This is a genomic window from Mariniflexile sp., from assembly GCF_052728615.1.
Map to the genome: position 1 here is coordinate 102,943 of NZ_JBFVFE010000007.1, position 14,734 is coordinate 117,676.

14 protein-coding genes and 1 tRNA gene are annotated in these 14,734 nt (G+C 34.1%); 13 read left to right on the plus strand and 2 right to left on the minus strand.

Annotated features, from left to right (window positions below):
- The first annotated feature begins 89 nt into the window (after nt 1-89).
- From ACU1LP_RS04710 to gldD, 3 genes are read left to right on the plus strand one after another with little or no spacing between them, the layout of a single operon-like run.
- Nucleotides 90-536, plus strand: coding sequence for a single-stranded DNA-binding protein (locus ACU1LP_RS04710; protein WP_445735706.1), 447 nt, complete (start codon nt 90-92; stop codon nt 534-536).
- A gap of 55 nt (nt 537-591) precedes the next feature.
- Nucleotides 592-1,896, plus strand: coding sequence for a gliding motility-associated protein GldE (locus ACU1LP_RS04715; protein ID WP_445735707.1), 1,305 nt, complete (start codon nt 592-594; stop codon nt 1,894-1,896).
- The gene (gene gldD, locus ACU1LP_RS04720) at nt 1,896-2,477 is read left to right on the plus strand and encodes a gliding motility lipoprotein GldD (RefSeq protein WP_445735708.1); all 582 of its coding nucleotides are present in this window, start codon (nt 1,896-1,898) and stop codon (nt 2,475-2,477) included. The genes ACU1LP_RS04715 and gldD overlap by 1 nt, the downstream gene beginning before the upstream one ends.
- 131 nt (nt 2,478-2,608) lie before the next feature.
- Here the strand turns inward: gldD and ACU1LP_RS04725 are convergent, their stop codons facing one another.
- Nucleotides 2,609-2,995, minus strand: a complete 387-nt coding sequence (locus ACU1LP_RS04725) for a heavy-metal-associated domain-containing protein (protein WP_445735709.1) — start codon at nt 2,993-2,995, stop codon at nt 2,609-2,611.
- Between the two features lie 226 nt (nt 2,996-3,221).
- Between ACU1LP_RS04725 and ACU1LP_RS04730 the strand changes: the two genes are divergently transcribed.
- From ACU1LP_RS04730 to ACU1LP_RS04750, 5 genes are read left to right on the plus strand one after another with little or no spacing between them, the layout of a single operon-like run.
- Nucleotides 3,222-3,383: a hypothetical protein gene (locus tag ACU1LP_RS04730; RefSeq protein WP_445735710.1), complete on the plus strand. Its 162-nt coding sequence runs from the start codon at nt 3,222-3,224 to the stop codon at nt 3,381-3,383.
- Nucleotides 3,384-3,411: 28 nt separating this feature from the next.
- The gene (locus ACU1LP_RS04735) at nt 3,412-3,804 is read left to right on the plus strand and encodes a hypothetical protein (RefSeq protein WP_445735711.1); all 393 of its coding nucleotides are present in this window, start codon (nt 3,412-3,414) and stop codon (nt 3,802-3,804) included.
- Between the two features lie 43 nt (nt 3,805-3,847).
- Nucleotides 3,848-4,882: a ferrochelatase gene (gene hemH / locus ACU1LP_RS04740; RefSeq protein ID WP_445735712.1), complete on the plus strand. Its 1,035-nt coding sequence runs from the start codon at nt 3,848-3,850 to the stop codon at nt 4,880-4,882.
- Nucleotides 4,882-6,234, plus strand: a complete 1,353-nt coding sequence (locus tag ACU1LP_RS04745; protein ID WP_445735713.1) for an MATE family efflux transporter — start codon at nt 4,882-4,884, stop codon at nt 6,232-6,234. Before hemH ends, ACU1LP_RS04745 begins: the two co-directional genes overlap by 1 nt.
- Nucleotides 6,235-6,236: 2 nt before the next feature.
- A complete protein-coding gene (locus tag ACU1LP_RS04750) occupies nt 6,237-6,785 on the plus strand; it encodes a CopD family protein (RefSeq protein ID WP_445734136.1) in 549 nt (182 codons plus the stop codon).
- Between the two features lie 117 nt (nt 6,786-6,902).
- On the opposite strand, the gene ACU1LP_RS04755 is transcribed toward ACU1LP_RS04750, so the two are convergent.
- Nucleotides 6,903-6,982: transfer RNA gene (locus ACU1LP_RS04755), tRNA-Leu, on the minus strand.
- A 193-nt stretch (nt 6,983-7,175) separates the two neighbouring features.
- Between ACU1LP_RS04755 and ACU1LP_RS04760 the strand changes: the two genes are divergently transcribed.
- From ACU1LP_RS04760 to ACU1LP_RS04780, 5 genes are all read left to right on the plus strand, one after another.
- Nucleotides 7,176-8,117 carry a ribose-phosphate pyrophosphokinase gene (locus ACU1LP_RS04760; RefSeq protein WP_445734135.1) on the plus strand — a complete coding sequence of 314 codons (942 nt, stop codon included), beginning with the start codon at nt 7,176-7,178 and terminating at the stop codon, nt 8,115-8,117.
- An 87-nt stretch (nt 8,118-8,204) separates the two neighbouring features.
- Nucleotides 8,205-8,852, plus strand: coding sequence for a 50S ribosomal protein L25/general stress protein Ctc (locus tag ACU1LP_RS04765; RefSeq protein WP_445734134.1), 648 nt, complete (start codon nt 8,205-8,207; stop codon nt 8,850-8,852).
- A 392-nt stretch (nt 8,853-9,244) separates the two neighbouring features.
- Complete coding sequence (locus tag ACU1LP_RS04770) at nt 9,245-13,015, plus strand: restriction endonuclease subunit S (RefSeq protein WP_445734133.1); 3,771 nt, start codon at nt 9,245-9,247, stop codon at nt 13,013-13,015.
- 2 nt (nt 13,016-13,017) lie between these two features.
- Nucleotides 13,018-13,653, plus strand: a complete 636-nt coding sequence (locus ACU1LP_RS04775) for a hypothetical protein (protein ID WP_445734132.1) — start codon at nt 13,018-13,020, stop codon at nt 13,651-13,653.
- Between the two features lie 87 nt (nt 13,654-13,740).
- Nucleotides 13,741-14,682: a 2-hydroxyacid dehydrogenase gene (locus tag ACU1LP_RS04780; RefSeq protein WP_445734131.1), complete on the plus strand. Its 942-nt coding sequence runs from the start codon at nt 13,741-13,743 to the stop codon at nt 14,680-14,682.
- Nucleotides 14,683-14,734 lie beyond the last annotated feature (52 nt).

A 14,734-nucleotide genomic window follows, 5' to 3' on the forward strand; every position in this document is an offset into this window, starting at 1 on the left:
AATTTTAAAAAAACGGAAAGCAAGTCTTAGAAAAGCTTAGAAAAGCAAAGCAATTCTGTATTTTTGCTATCCTATAAAAAATAAAAATCATGTCTGGAACATTAAATAAAGTGATGCTTATTGGGCATTTGGGCGACGAAGTTAAAATGCATTATTTTGAAGGGGGCAATTGCATAGGGCGTTTCCCTTTGGCAACCAATGAAACCTACACCAGCAAGCAAACCAATGAACGCGTTACAAATACAGAATGGCATACTATTGTAGTTAGAAATAAAGCTGCCGAAATTTGCGAAAAGTATTTAAGCAAAGGCGACAAAGTGTACGTGGAAGGCCGATTGAAAACCAGAAAATGGCAAGATGAAAGTGGAAACGAAAGGTATTCAACCGAAATACAGTGTACCGATTTCACGTTTTTAACCACCAAAAAAGAAAGCGAAAGCAATGCGGCAAATACGCCAACACCGGCAAAACCAGCGGCGAAACAACCAGATGCCCCCGAGCCTATTGGAGAGGAAGAGGACGATTTGCCATTTTAATTAAAAAAGTTCCCATAAACCATGGGAATTCTATGTGTAACTAATACAAAAGTACTTGGATCCTGACCCTGCGAGTTTTAAAAGTTTAATGATAGCAATTGACGTATCGATTGTTTTTGGTTTTGTGTTATTGTTTTTGTTGTTGGCATGTTCTGCGCTTATTTCTGGTGCCGAAGTGGCGCTGTTTTCACTTTCCAGAACCGATATTGAAAAGGGATTGGAAGAAAAATCAAAGCGTATCCAAATTATTTCATTGTTGCTTCAACGTCCAAAAAAATTATTGGCTACGGTTTTGGTTGCCAACAATTTTATAAATATCGGGATTGTTATTTTGTTCGCTTATTTAAGTGAAAGTCTATTTTCAGGCATCGCTTCTGCCATATTAAAATTTATAATTGAGGTTGTTGTTATTACCTTTTTGATTTTGTTGTTTGGTGAGATTCTTCCAAAAATATATGCCAGCAGAAATAATTTAAAGTTCGCAACCTTTATGGCGTACCCGTTGCGGGTTTTAGATGTGCTGCTGTCGCCATTAAGTTTGCCAATGCGCAGTGTTACCATTTCGATACACAATAAATTAGGGAAACAAAAATCGAATTTGAGTGTCGATCAACTCTCGCAAGCATTGGAGCTTACCAGCGAAGAAGATACTACCAGAGAGGAGCATAAAATATTACAAGGTATTGTCTCTTTTGGCAATACCGATACCAAGCAGGTTATGCGCCCTCGAATTGATATTTTTGCGTTGAACATCGATTTAAAATACATCGAGATTTTACCCGAAATAACAAAAAATGGGTATTCCAGAATCCCAGTTTATAAAGATAATATCGATAACATTAAAGGGATTCTTTATGTGAAAGACTTATTGCCTTATATAGAACGAAAACAATTTGATTGGGCGACTTTAATTAGAGAACCTTTTTTTGTGCCTGAAAACAAAAAGCTGGACGATTTAATGGCGGAATTCCAAGAGAAAAAAGTACACTTAGCCGTGGTGGTAGATGAATACGGGGGTACTTCGGGGCTTATTTCCTTGGAAGATATTATTGAGGAAATTGTGGGCGATATTAGTGATGAATTTGATGATGAAGATTTAACCTATTCAAAATTAGATGAACATAATTATGTATTTGAAGGAAAAACAGCTTTAAAGGATTTTTATAAAATTATTAAAATTGAAGATGAGGAAGTCTTTGAAAATAGTAAAGGAGAAGCTGAAACCATTGCGGGTTTTGTTTTAGAGATATCTGGCAGTTTTCCAAAACTGAACAGTAAAATAAATTTTAAAAATTACGTTTTCACTATTGAGGCTTTAGACAAAAAACGCATTAAACTCGTAAAATTCACAATTACTTAATGAAGCATACATATTATATTTTGTCCATAATCATCATTTTTTGTTCATGTGGACAAGATTATATACCTAAACCCAAAGGATATTTAAGGTTGGAGTATCCGCAACCACAATACAAAAATATAAAAGTGGATGTTCCTTTTTCTTTTGAGACCAATATGTTGGCAACCAAGATTAAATATAAAAAGTTGGCAGCTCCAACTGAAAGTTATGGTATCAATATAGAATATCCAACCTTAAAAGGCACTGTTTTTTTAACATATAAAGCTATTAATGGCGACCAAAAAAATCTCATCGATTATTTGCGTGATGCCCAAAAATTCACTTTAGAACATACCATTAAAGCAGAAGAAATTCCTGTATTTCCTTATGAGAATAAAGAAAGAAAAGTATATGGTGTGTTTTCTGAAGTTAAGGGAAATGTAGCGTCTCCAGCTCAGTTTTATGTAACCGATAGTGTGAATCACTTTTTAATCGGGTCTTTATACTTCAATGCGAAACCTAATTACGATTCCATATTACCAGCAGCAAATTACTTGCAAAAAGACATGGTGCACATTATGGAAACCCTTAATTGGAAATAAAAAAACTAAAAGACCCGTCAGGTTTTTAATCCCGAATCGTCGGGACTGACGGGTCTAGTTAAAATTAAATAGTTTAGAAGTTTTTAATCTTTTTCAGCAAAATAAGCTTCGGTGCAATCTTTATTGCATGCTTAGTTCCCAGAAAGTTCACTTGCTGTTTTCATGTTGCTTACTTTGTAGGTGTCCGAAACCTTGGTAACGGTTTCTTCTAATAAAGTAGGGGTTACTTTAGCATCATTATATTCAACCATGGCCAATTTTCTATCAAAATCTACCGTAGCAGATTTTACACCGTCCATTTTTGCAATTTTGTTTTCAATGGTTTTAGCACAACCCATAGCGCAGGTCATCCCATCTATAGTAAATTCTGCTTTGGCATAATGCGCATTTGGGTCTATGGAATTGGAAGCTTCTGTAGCAACTTCAACCGTTTTAACTTCAGGTTTTGCTTCGTTTTTACAATTCATTACAACTAATGCAAATAACGATACTATAATTATATTCTTTAATGTTCTCATAATAAAAGGCGTATGTATTTTAAGCAAAATTACTAAATAATGCGAGGTTTGAATGAACTCGTTTAAGCTTTCTTAATTTTATTGGTTTTAAAGTCAGTTAAAAGGATGTAATTTAGTGCATTTGGTTTGATTCGTTGTTGCCATAATGTGTAGATTAATTTCCAGTAGTATCGTATCTTTGTGATGTGCCATGTATTTAAATTACTTCGAACAGAAAATTATTATTATGAAATATCTAACTCCGGAAATTGAAGCCTTATCTAAAAATGCAAACACAAAATCGTTGGCACGTTCTAGCACGTCTTGCGGTATTTTTCAAGATTGCGACTATAATGAAGAACGACCTAAGTTATATCATCAACAAAAAATTGAAGAGAACAAAAGCTGATTTTTATTATATGAATAATTGTCTAAATATGATTAAAAAGATTTCTTTGCTTTTTTTAATAATGATTTCCTTAATAAGCTGTAATGAATCATTAAAAGAGAAGATGAATGGTCTTTGGATTCTAGAAGAAATATATTATGAGGATAAAGACTATTTAGATAGTATTTCATATAAAATTGTTAAGATTGACGAAAAGAATATTATGATTCATTCTACAAATGAAATTAATGCGGAATGGGATATAATTCAGTATAAAGGAATTGACACACTTGTAATTAACTCAAATGATAAAATATTTAAAGGGAAATTTGAGTTGCTTTTTGCTCTAGACACCGAAGACAATTCTGTTTTTTGCAAATTACTTGGCGAAAAAACTATCATAATATTGCATAAAATTGATTTGGAAAACCTAATTTATTGATTATGAAAAATCATAATTAGTGTTTTATAAAAATAAAATTGTAATGAAAAAAGGAATATTACTCGTAAACCTCGGCTCTCCAGATAGTCCCACGCCAAAAGACGTAAAAAAATATTTAGGCGAATTTTTAATGGATGAACGCGTTATAGACATCCCTTTTATTGCCAGAGCTGCACTCGTAAAAGGTATTATATTAAAAACACGACCAAAGCAATCGGCGGCTGCTTATAAAAAAATATGGTGGGATGAAGGGTCGCCATTAATTGTATTGTCCGAAAGACTTCAAAACAAACTACAAAAACAAGTAGAATTTCCAGTAGCTTTGGCGATGCGTTATGGTAGCATGACTATTAAAAAAGGACTTCAAGAATTGGTTGATAAAGGTGTTGATGAGGTGTTGCTGTTTCCGTTATACCCACAATTTGCTATGGCAACCACAGAAACCATTACGGTGTTGGCCGAAGAGCTTCGTCAACAACACTTTCCAAACTTAAAAATTGAATCGGTTCCGGCATTTTATAATAAACCTGATTATATTGAAGTGCTTTCAAATGCCATAAAAAAACATTTAGAAGGTAATCATTATGAACACTTGTTGTTTTCCTATCATGGAGTTCCCGAACGCCACATTCGTAAAAGTGATATTACCAAATCGCATTGTAAAATAGATGGTAGTTGTTGTGTAACACCCAGTAAGGCTCACGAGTTTTGCTACCGCCACCAGTGTTTGGAAGTTACAAGATTGGTTGCTGAAAAACTTCAATTTACAGAAGGAACCTATTCAACATCATTTCAATCCAGATTAGGCTTCGACCCTTGGTTGCAACCTTATACCGATAGAACTATTGAGCGCTTAGGAAAAAAAGGCGTTAAAAATATGGCGATTGTAACGCCAGCTTTTGTGAGCGATTGTTTGGAAACCCTTGAAGAAATTGCCATGGAAGGTCAAGAAATTTTCCATGAAATGGGAGGAAAAGAGTTTACAACAGTTCCCTGTTTGAATGATGATGATGCTTGGGTAACGTTACTTTCTAAATGGATTAACGAATGGGCAACCGTTGAAACTATGAGTTTATAATGGCCAGAGTATCTTCCCACGATTTAGGTTCACAGCCCATCGGAAAAATTTTAATTAGACAGGCGGTTCCTGCTTCCATTGGTATTTTAGTGATGTCCTTAAATATTTTGGTGGACACCATTTTTGTTGGACATTGGATAGGTTCCACAGCCATTGCTGCCATAAACGTGGTACTGCCCGTATCATTCTTTATTGCCGCTTTAGGTATGGCGATTGGTATTGGTGGGTCTTCCATTATTTCACGGGCGTTGGGTGCCGATAGTCCCGATAAAGCACTTAAAACATTCGGCAATCAAATTACGCTGACCATATTGCTTGCAGTCACTTTAGCAGTTGTTGGGTTAATTTATAGCGATGCTATAATTTTAGCTTTTGGAGGTAAAGGCGCTATTTTCGAACCTGCTAAAATTTACTATACCATCGTGTTATATGGAGTGCCATTTTTGGCATTGAGCATGATGGGGAATACCGTTATTAGGGCAGAAGGGAAGCCTAAGTTCGCCATGTATGCCATGATGATTCCATCGGTAAGTAATTTACTTTTAGATTACATTTTCATCAATGTGCTGGACTATGGAATGGAAGGTGCTGCTTGGGCTACGTCGTTGTCATACATCTTGTGTTTTATTTATATATACTGGTTTTTTCTATCAAAAAATTCAGAACTGAAAATAGATTTAACGCATTTTGGATTGAATACTTCCATAGTTTCAGAAATCGGTTCATTAGGGTTTGTAACCCTAGCAAGACAAGCTGTGGTAAGTGTTACCTATTTATTTATGAATAATATTTTGTTTGATTTAGGCGGAGAAACCTCAGTAACGGCGTACGCCATTGTTGGGCGAATGCTCATGTTCGCCATGTTTCCTGTATTGGGTATTACGCAAGGATTTTTACCCATCGCAGGGTTTAATTATGGCGCCCAAAATTACGAACGGGTTCGGCAATCCATCAACATCGCTATAAAATATGCCGCCGTACTTTCCACAGGGATATTCATTATTTTAATGGTATTTCCTGAAGCTATTACCCGTATGTTCACCACCAATGTGCAGGTTATTCAAGAAACACCAAGCGCTATGCGTTGGGTATTTGCGGCAACCCCCATTATTGCGGTCCAACTTATTGGCGCAGCCTATTTTCAGTCTGTTGGGAAAGCATTTCCAGCCTTGTTATTGACTTTAACTCGCCAAGGGTTTTTCTTTATTCCGTTAATATTAATACTCCCAAAATTTTATGGTGAATTAGGCGTTTGGATTTCCTTCCCAATTTCCGATGTGCTTTCAACCATCGTAACCGCTTATTTTTTAAATAGAGAAGTGAAGGCAACTTTAATAAATCAACCCATTTAGTTATGGAATTTTACAATTATATAAAAGCGTTTCATCTTATTTTTGTAATTACTTGGTTTGCAGGATTATTTTACGTTCCGCGTTTGTTTGTTTACCAAATAGAAGCGTTTCAAAAACCATCGCCCGATAAAGAAATTCTGGGGAAACAATTAAAACTTATGGCCAAGCGCCTGTGGTTCATCATCACATGGCCATCGGCTATATTGGCAACCATTTTCGCCATTTGGCTTCTCATTTTACAACCCTTTTGGTTACAACAACCGTGGATGCACGTTAAGTTGGCATTCGTTGGTTTGCTTATTATCTATCACTTAAAAACCCATCAATACTACACCCAACTTCAAAACGATGTGGTTAAAAAAACATCCAGTTTTATGCGTATTTGGAATGAAGGTGCCACCTTTATCCTATTCGCAGTCGTATTTTTAGTGGTTTTAAAAAGTGCCATCAATTGGGTTTGGGGCGTTGTTGGCATTCTTGTTTTAGGTGTTTTAATTATGTTGGGTTTTAAAATCTATAAAAACATTCGCGACAAAAACCCAAACACTTAAAAAGTATTTGGGCGTTACCACCAGGGGTCAGGCTTCCCACCTTTTAATGGAAACAAAATTAAAAAACCTGTAAACATTTAATTTACAGGTTTTTATGATAATTTGATGATAAAAAAGTACTCAAGGCGGGAATCGAACCCGCACTCCGAAGAACCGGATTTTGAATCCGGCGCGTCTACCAATTCCGCCACTTGAGCAATTTAAGACTCTGGCTCTCGATAACTATCAAGATTGCCACTTGAGCCGAAACAGTACAGCAAAAATATATATTTTTTCCATATTATTCATAAAAATACTGGGCAATATGCTTTTTTGCTTAAAATAAATGTATAAATTTGCACCTCATTTAAAATGAGGGGTGCTTTTGCACTATAAAACAACACGTTAACTATGCCCATTGTGATTACCGAAGCAAAAATTTTTGCATGTACCCAAAGTAAAGTGTTGGGAGAGAAAATTGCTAAAGCTTTTGGGGCAGAATTGGGCAATGTGATTACCTCTACCTATAGCGATGGCGAGTTTCAACCCTCGTATGAAGAATCCATTAGAGGTACGCGTATTTTCCTTATCGGCTCTACCAATCCAGGGCCAGAGAATTTAATGGAAATGTTGTTAATGATTGATGCTGCCAAACGTGCTTCGGCAAGACATATTACAGCAGTATTACCTTATTTTGGATGGGCAAGACAAGACAGAAAAGATAAACCGAGAGTACCCATTGCAGCCAAATTAGTGGCTAAAATGCTGGAAGCAGCTGGTGCAACCCGAATCATCACGATGGACTTGCACGCAGACCAAATACAAGGCTTTTTTGAAAAACCTGTAGACCATTTATTTGCTTCTACTATTTTTCTGCCGTATCTGCAAAAATTAAATTTGGATAATTTAACCATCGCATCGCCAGATATGGGTGGCTCAAAACGCGCCTATGCCTATTCAAAAGCATTGGAATGCGATGTGGTAATTTGTTATAAACAGCGCGCTAAAGCCAATATTATTTCGCACATGGAATTAATTGGCGATGTTACCGGTAAAAATGTCGTCTTGGTTGATGATATGGTGGATACCGCAGGCACCTTAACAAAAGCAGCCGATTTAATGATGGAACGTGGCGCCCTAAGTGTGAGAGCCATTTGTACACACCCCATATTATCTGGAAATGCGTATGATAATTTAAACAATTCAAAATTAGAAGAGCTTATAGTAACCGATTCCATTCCCATTAAACCTTTAAGCGATAAAATTAAAGTGTTGAGTTGTGCCAATTTATTTGCCGATGTTATGGAAAAAGTACACAACAACAAGTCAATAAGTTCAAAATTTGTAATGTAAAAGCCCCTCCCTCCCGATAGCTATCGGGACTCACAAAAGAGAGGAGTGAAAAATAAATAATAGTTAATAATAAATAAATAATTTTAAATGAAATCAATTACAATCAACGGATCTCAAAGAGAAAGCGTGGGCAAAAAAGCAACAAAAGCCTTACGTAATGCTGGTCAGGTTCCTTGCGTATTATACGGAGGAGATACCCCAGTTCATTTCAATGCAGAAGAATTAGCGTTCTCATCACTTGTTTACACTCCAAATGCGCATACAGTTGTGATTGCACTGGAAAACGGTAAAAAATTCAATGCCATTTTACAAGACATTCAATTTCACCCAGTTACCGATAAAATTTTACACGTGGATTTTTATCAGTTATTTGAAGACAAAGAAATTTCTATGGAAATTCCACTTGTTTTTGTTGGAAGCTCCAAAGGGGTTAAAAATGGTGGTGTTTTACGTAAAAACAGACGTAGTTTACGTGTAAAAGCATTACCAGCCAACTTGCCGGATTTTATTGAGGCAAACATTTCACCACTTAAAATTGGCGATAAACTGTACATTACAACATTGGAGAATAAGGCATTCAAGTTTATGCACCCAGACAATACCGTGGTTTGTTTAGTAAGACGTTCAAGAGCATCCGTTGACGCATTTGAAGAGGAAGAAGAAGAAGCAGCAGCAGAAGCAGCGGCCGATGCAGCAGCAGAAGCAGGACTAGAAGTAGAAGCTACCCAAGAATAAATAACATTCTTAACAAATACCAAAAGCATCCCTTAGTAATTTGGGATGCTTTTTTGTTTTCACACAATTAAAATAAGCCACTCGGGTATTTTAAATACTATTTGGGCGTTACCCTTCGGGTCGGGCTATCCATTACAATCTTTTGGTTTTTTGTCATTTCTACAAAGGCAGTAATCCACAATCCAAGTTAAAGGTATCTTCTTTAAGGCTGGTTCCTTATCAAAGAAAACCAAAAGGATTTTCACTGCTATCCCTAACGCAAATCCAGTAAATTTCAAAATGTTAGTTTCTTTGTTAAAAAACCATAATTTAGCAATTAAAAACACTTTTAATAAAACAGTAACTTATGCCAAATATTTTAAGTATTTTGTAATTTCGCAAAAACCTAACTAATGCCTCATAAAAAGCTACTTTCAATCCTTGAATTTTCCGCTAAAGAAAATGCATCAGGAATATTTATTAAAAAATATTCTAACGGATACGCTATTGAAGTAGATTTAGAAAAGGAAACTTTTTATTTTGGAGGTAAAACAAAAGTTGGCGAAAAAGAATCTCAAAACATTACAAAATCAGAAGATTGGGTGGTTTTAGAATGTGTTGACAAATTACTGGAAAAAGGCTATAAACCTGAAAATATTTCATTAGAAAAAGTTTATCCAGCCGGACATGGTTTTTCTGGGAGATTAGACATTTGTGTAACCCATGATGATGGCTCCGAATATTTATTAATAGAATGCAAAACTTACGGAAAAGAATTCGATAAAGCGTTTACCCGTTTAAAAAAAGACGGTGGGCAATTGTTTACCTATTTTAAATTTAGCAATAAAGCAGATATTATCATGCTTTATGCTTCTGAATTAAAAGGAAATGAAATTGTTTATCGAAATGAAATTATAAAAATTGAAGAAGATTATAAAACTGGTGATGTTAAAGATTTTTATCAAAAATGGAATAAATTAACGAAAGATAATGGTGTTTTAGAAACTTGGGTTAAACCTTATAATTTTGAAAGTAAAGCACTTACCCCCAAATTATTAAAGCCTATTGAAGAAATTGATAGTAGTTTAATTTTTAATCAATTTTTAGAAATACTTAGACATAATGTTGTCTCTGATAAGCCTAATGCTTTTAATAAAATATTTACATTGTTTTTGTGTAAAGTTTATGATGAAAAAACAACGCGCCCAAATGACGAATTAAAATTTCAATGGATTGAAGGCAAAGATACTTTGAAAGGCGAAGATGCTTATGTTAGTTTTTTAATTAGACTTTCTGATTTATACAAAAATGGAATGCTTGAATTTCTAGAAAAAGAAATAACAGATTTTTCTGAAGTTGATTTTGAAAGAAAATACAAGCATTTGGACGATTCTATAAAAAAAGATTTACTAAAAGAATTCAATAAAATCCGATTAGAAAAAAATAATGAATTCGCCATAAAAGAAGTTTTTGACAAACAATCTTTTTTAGAAAACGGTAAAATTGTAAAAGAAGTTGTTGAATTATTACAAGGTTTTAGAATAAGGTATAACAAAAGGCAGCAATATTTATCAAATTTCTTTGAGTTGCTTTTAACTACTGGTTTAAAACAGGAATCTGGACAATTTTTCACACCGGTTCCAGTTGCTCAATTTATCATTAAAAGTTTGCCAATAGATTCTATTGTTAATGAAAAATTAGTTAAAGGTAGTTTGCCTTATATTATAGATTATGCAGCAGGAAGCGGACATTTTTTAACAGAAAGCATGCATGAAATTCAAAAAATAATCAATTCCAAAACCAACAATGAGTTTACACCAATTGCTCAAGAAAAAATTATTAAATGGCAAAGTAGCCATTTTGATTGGGCAACCCAATTTGTATATGGTATCGAGAAAGATTATCGTCTAGTTAAAGTAGGCAAAGTTGGGTGTTATTTGCATGGAGATGGATTAGCCAATGTTTTATTAAGTGATGGTTTAGGAAGTTTTAAAAACACCAAAGAATACAAAGGATTATTAAAAGAAACTAAAGAAGATTTTCCTCAAGACAATGGACAATTTGACATCATAGTTTCAAACCCGCCGTATTCGGTATCTTCATTTAAAAGAACCACAACCGATTACTATACAACTAAAGATTTTGAACTTTACGACAAACTAACCGAAAACAGCTCCGAAATTGAATGTTTGTTTATAGAACGCACCAAACAATTATTAAAAGATGGTGGTGTTGCAGGCATTATTTTACCTAGTTCCATATTAAGTAATACTGGTATTTACTCAAAATCACGCGAAATTATATTACAGTATTTTGATATTATAGGAATTACCGAATTAGGTTCTAATACCTTTATGGCAACAGGGACAAACACCGTTACGTTGTTTTTACGAAGAAGAAATAATTACGAAAGCATTAATCTTAAAATTGCCGTAGAAAAATTCTTTACCAGTTATCAAGATGTAACACTTAACGGCATTGAAAAACCAGTTACTAAATATGTAAACCACGTTTGGGAAACTATTTCGTTTGATGATTATGTTTCTTTATTAAAAAAAGAACCTAATAAGGTTATTACTGAACACGAAATTTATAAAGAATACCGCAAGAAACTAAAAGTAAAAAACGAAAAGGAATTTTGGTCTTTAGTTTTAGAAAAAGAAACAGAAAAATTATATTACTTTATAATTGCTTACTCACAAAAAGTAGTACTTATTAAAAGTGGCGAAAAAAATGCTGAAAAACGCTTTTTAGGTTATGAGTTTAGCAACCGTAGAGGAAGCGAAGGCATACATCCCGTACAAAGAAGCAAAAACATAGAAGACTGCACCCAAATGTTTGATGCTGATGTTTTTGATAACCCCGAAAAAGCAAGTACTTATATTTACAAAGCCTTTGCAGGCGATTTTGATTTTGAAATTGATGAAGCGATGCAAAAAAATGTTACCAGACACGATTTGGTAGATATGTTAACGTTTGACCGTGTAGATTTTGAAAAAAACATTTCACTTTCTACAAAAAAAAAAGTAAATCCAATTGATATTTCTAATTCTAAACATGAAATAAAAACGCTTCAAGATGTTGCTGAATTCAAAAGAGGTCCTTTTGGAGGCTCATTAAAAAAAGAAATTTTTGTTGAAAGTGGATTTAAAGTTTACGAACAACAACATGCAATTAAAAATGATTTTTCTTTAGGTCGATATTTCATAAATGAAGAAAAATTTAATGAAATGAAAGGATTCGAACTTTTGCCCAACGATATAATAATGAGTTGTTCGGGTACAATTGGAAAGATTGCAATTTTCCCGCCACAAGGAGAAAAGGGAATTATAAATCAAGCTTTATTAAGGTTACGTCCTCTAAATAATATTTCTACACCGTTTTTAAAAATTTTACTTGAAGGAATAACCAATAGCTTTGTTGAAAACAGTCATGGTGCCGGACTTCAAAACGTTGCATCGGTAAGTGTATTGAAAGATATTAAAATACCACTTCCGCCTATAGATATTCAACAAAAAATTGTTTTAGAAATTGAAATTTTAGATGATAAAGAAAATAATGCGAAAGAAGAAGTTGAAAAATTACGAGATGGTATTAAAAATGTTTATTTTATTTCAAAATCAAAGTTTGATATTTCAATTCTTTCCAATGAAATACAAATAGTTGGAGGAGGAACTCCAAATACAAACAAAGGTGAATATTGGGATGGTGATATTCCTTGGCTTTCAATAGTTGATTTTAAAGGAGAAAATCGATATGTTGAAAAAACTGAAAAGAAAATAACAGAAGAAGGATTAAAAAATAGCAGCGCAAAATATTTAGATGTAAATGACATCATAATTTCAGCACGTGGAACAGTAGGTGCATTGGCTCAATTAAAAATCCCTATGACTTTTAATCAATCTTGTTATGGAATTAAAGCTGGTTTAAATTTATCTTCAGATTTTCTATATTTTGCTTTAAAATTTGAGATTGAGCAGTTTCGGAATAATGCTTATGGGACAATTTTTGATGCTATTACTACGAGAACATTTGATTTAATTAAAATCCCACTTCCACCACTTTCAGAACAACAAAAAATAGTTTCAGAAATAGAAAAAATTGAAGCTAAAATTAAAGTTTTAGAAACTGAAATTGCAGCAATTCCAAAACAAAAAGAAGCTGTTTTAAAAAAATATTTGTAATTATGAGTAGCTTTTATCCTAAAGAATTTAAAGAAGCCATTAGCCAACTTTCATCCAAAGAAAAAGATAAACTTATTTTTAGATTGTTAAAAAAAGATTTGGCACTTGCAAATCGTTTACTTTTTGAACTGGTAAACACCAATACGGTGGATGAGGAAAGACAGAACATTGAAAAAAGAATTAAACTAAGAGTACAGCAAATAACCAATACTTTTTACTTTGTTGGCTATCTTAATATGGATGTTCGTTATTTAAGTGGCGAAATTACAGAACATGTAAATAGAACTAAAGATAAATTTGGGGAAGTAAGCCTAAATTTATTATTGCTTACAGAAGTTTTACATAAAAACCATTTTAATATTTTGAAAGCTACCCCAGGTAGTGCAAGAAATTTTTGTGTCGCCGTAATAGCTAGGGTCTTTAAAATATTAATTTTAATAAACAAATTACATCCAGATTATAGGCTGGATTTTGGTTCAAATTTTGAAAGGTTAGGGAAACTTATTTCAAACAATAAATATCTTATGGATGCAGCCATTAAAAATGGGTTAGATATCAACTGGGTATTGCAAGGAGACATACCTCAAGATATAGAAGCTACCCATAAAAAAATAAGACAATTAGGCTTTTTAAAATAGAAAAACCTTATTTAAAAAATATTTGTGAATTCCAGCAAATAAATATGCATTAAAAAAAAGATTCCCGCCTTCGCAGGAAAAATAACCATGAAAATCCTTCATCTTGATACTAATCACGAATTATTAATAAATCAACTTAACCATTTAGGCTTTACCAATCACGAAGATTATTCATCTTCAAAAGAAAAAATTGAAGCTAAAATTAATGAGTACGATGGCATCATTTTAAGAAGCCGTTTTTCAATTGACAGACAATTTCTGGATACTGCCACCAATTTAAAATTCATAGGTCGCGTAGGTGCCGGTTTAGAAAATATAGACTGCGAATATGCCCAACAAAAAGGCATCACGTTAATAGCGGCGCCCGAAGGTAATAGAAATGCCGTGGGCGAACAGGCTTTGGGTATGTTGTTATCATTATTCAACAAATTAAATAAAGCTGACCGCGAAGTAAGATCGGGCAAATGGCAACGCGAAGCCAACCGTGGTGTAGAGCTCGATGGAAAAACGGTTGGTCTCATCGGTTATGGCAACATGGGGAAAGCCTTTGCAAAAAAGTTGCGTGGGTTCGATGCTGAGGTGCTGTGTTACGACATCAAGGAACATGTGGGCGATGCCAATGCGAAACAAGTGTCGTTAGCGGAATTCCAAGAACGTGTTGATGTTTTAAGTTTACACACGCCACAAACGCCATTAACATTAAATATGATTAATACCCCGTTTATAAATCAATTTAAAAAACCGTTTTGGTTTTTAAATACCGCAAGAGGCAAAAGTGTGGTGACGGCAGATTTAGTTTCGGCGTTAAAATCCGGTAAAATTTTAGGAGCGGGTCTAGATGTTTTGGAATATGAGAAATCGTCGTTTGAAGATATGTTTACTACCACCATGCCCGAAGCATTTCAATATTTAATAGCCGCCGAAAATGTCCTGTTAACCCCACACATTGCCGGTTGGACCATGGAAAGCAAAGAAAAACTGGCACAAACCATTGTCGATAAAATCAGGGCAAACGCTTTTAAACTTTGAGCAATAATTCTCTGTAACTCTCGTCCATCAATGCTTTTTTCATTTTTTTAGC

Bases quoted from the DNA above. Each gene is read 5' to 3' on its own strand.
- ACU1LP_RS04710 (WP_445735706.1), top strand. From the start codon at position 90: ATGTCTGGAACATTAAATAAAGTGATGCTTATTGGGCATTTGGGCGAC.
- gldD (WP_445735708.1), top strand. From the start codon at position 1,896: ATGAAGCATACATATTATATTTTGTCCATAATCATCATTTTTTGTTCA.
- ACU1LP_RS04725 (WP_445735709.1), bottom strand. From the start codon at position 2,995: ATGAGAACATTAAAGAATATAATTATAGTATCGTTATTTGCATTAGTT.
- ACU1LP_RS04730 (WP_445735710.1), top strand. From the start codon at position 3,222: ATGAAATATCTAACTCCGGAAATTGAAGCCTTATCTAAAAATGCAAAC.
- ACU1LP_RS04735 (WP_445735711.1), top strand. From the start codon at position 3,412: ATGATTAAAAAGATTTCTTTGCTTTTTTTAATAATGATTTCCTTAATA.
- hemH (WP_445735712.1), top strand. From the start codon at position 3,848: ATGAAAAAAGGAATATTACTCGTAAACCTCGGCTCTCCAGATAGTCCC.
- ACU1LP_RS04745 (WP_445735713.1), top strand. From the start codon at position 4,882: ATGGCCAGAGTATCTTCCCACGATTTAGGTTCACAGCCCATCGGAAAA.
- ACU1LP_RS04750 (WP_445734136.1), top strand. From the start codon at position 6,237: ATGGAATTTTACAATTATATAAAAGCGTTTCATCTTATTTTTGTAATT.
- ACU1LP_RS04760 (WP_445734135.1), top strand. From the start codon at position 7,176: ATGCCCATTGTGATTACCGAAGCAAAAATTTTTGCATGTACCCAAAGT.
- ACU1LP_RS04765 (WP_445734134.1), top strand. From the start codon at position 8,205: ATGAAATCAATTACAATCAACGGATCTCAAAGAGAAAGCGTGGGCAAA.
- ACU1LP_RS04770 (WP_445734133.1), top strand. From the start codon at position 9,245: ATGCCTCATAAAAAGCTACTTTCAATCCTTGAATTTTCCGCTAAAGAA.
- ACU1LP_RS04775 (WP_445734132.1), top strand. From the start codon at position 13,018: ATGAGTAGCTTTTATCCTAAAGAATTTAAAGAAGCCATTAGCCAACTT.
- ACU1LP_RS04780 (WP_445734131.1), top strand. From the start codon at position 13,741: ATGAAAATCCTTCATCTTGATACTAATCACGAATTATTAATAAATCAA.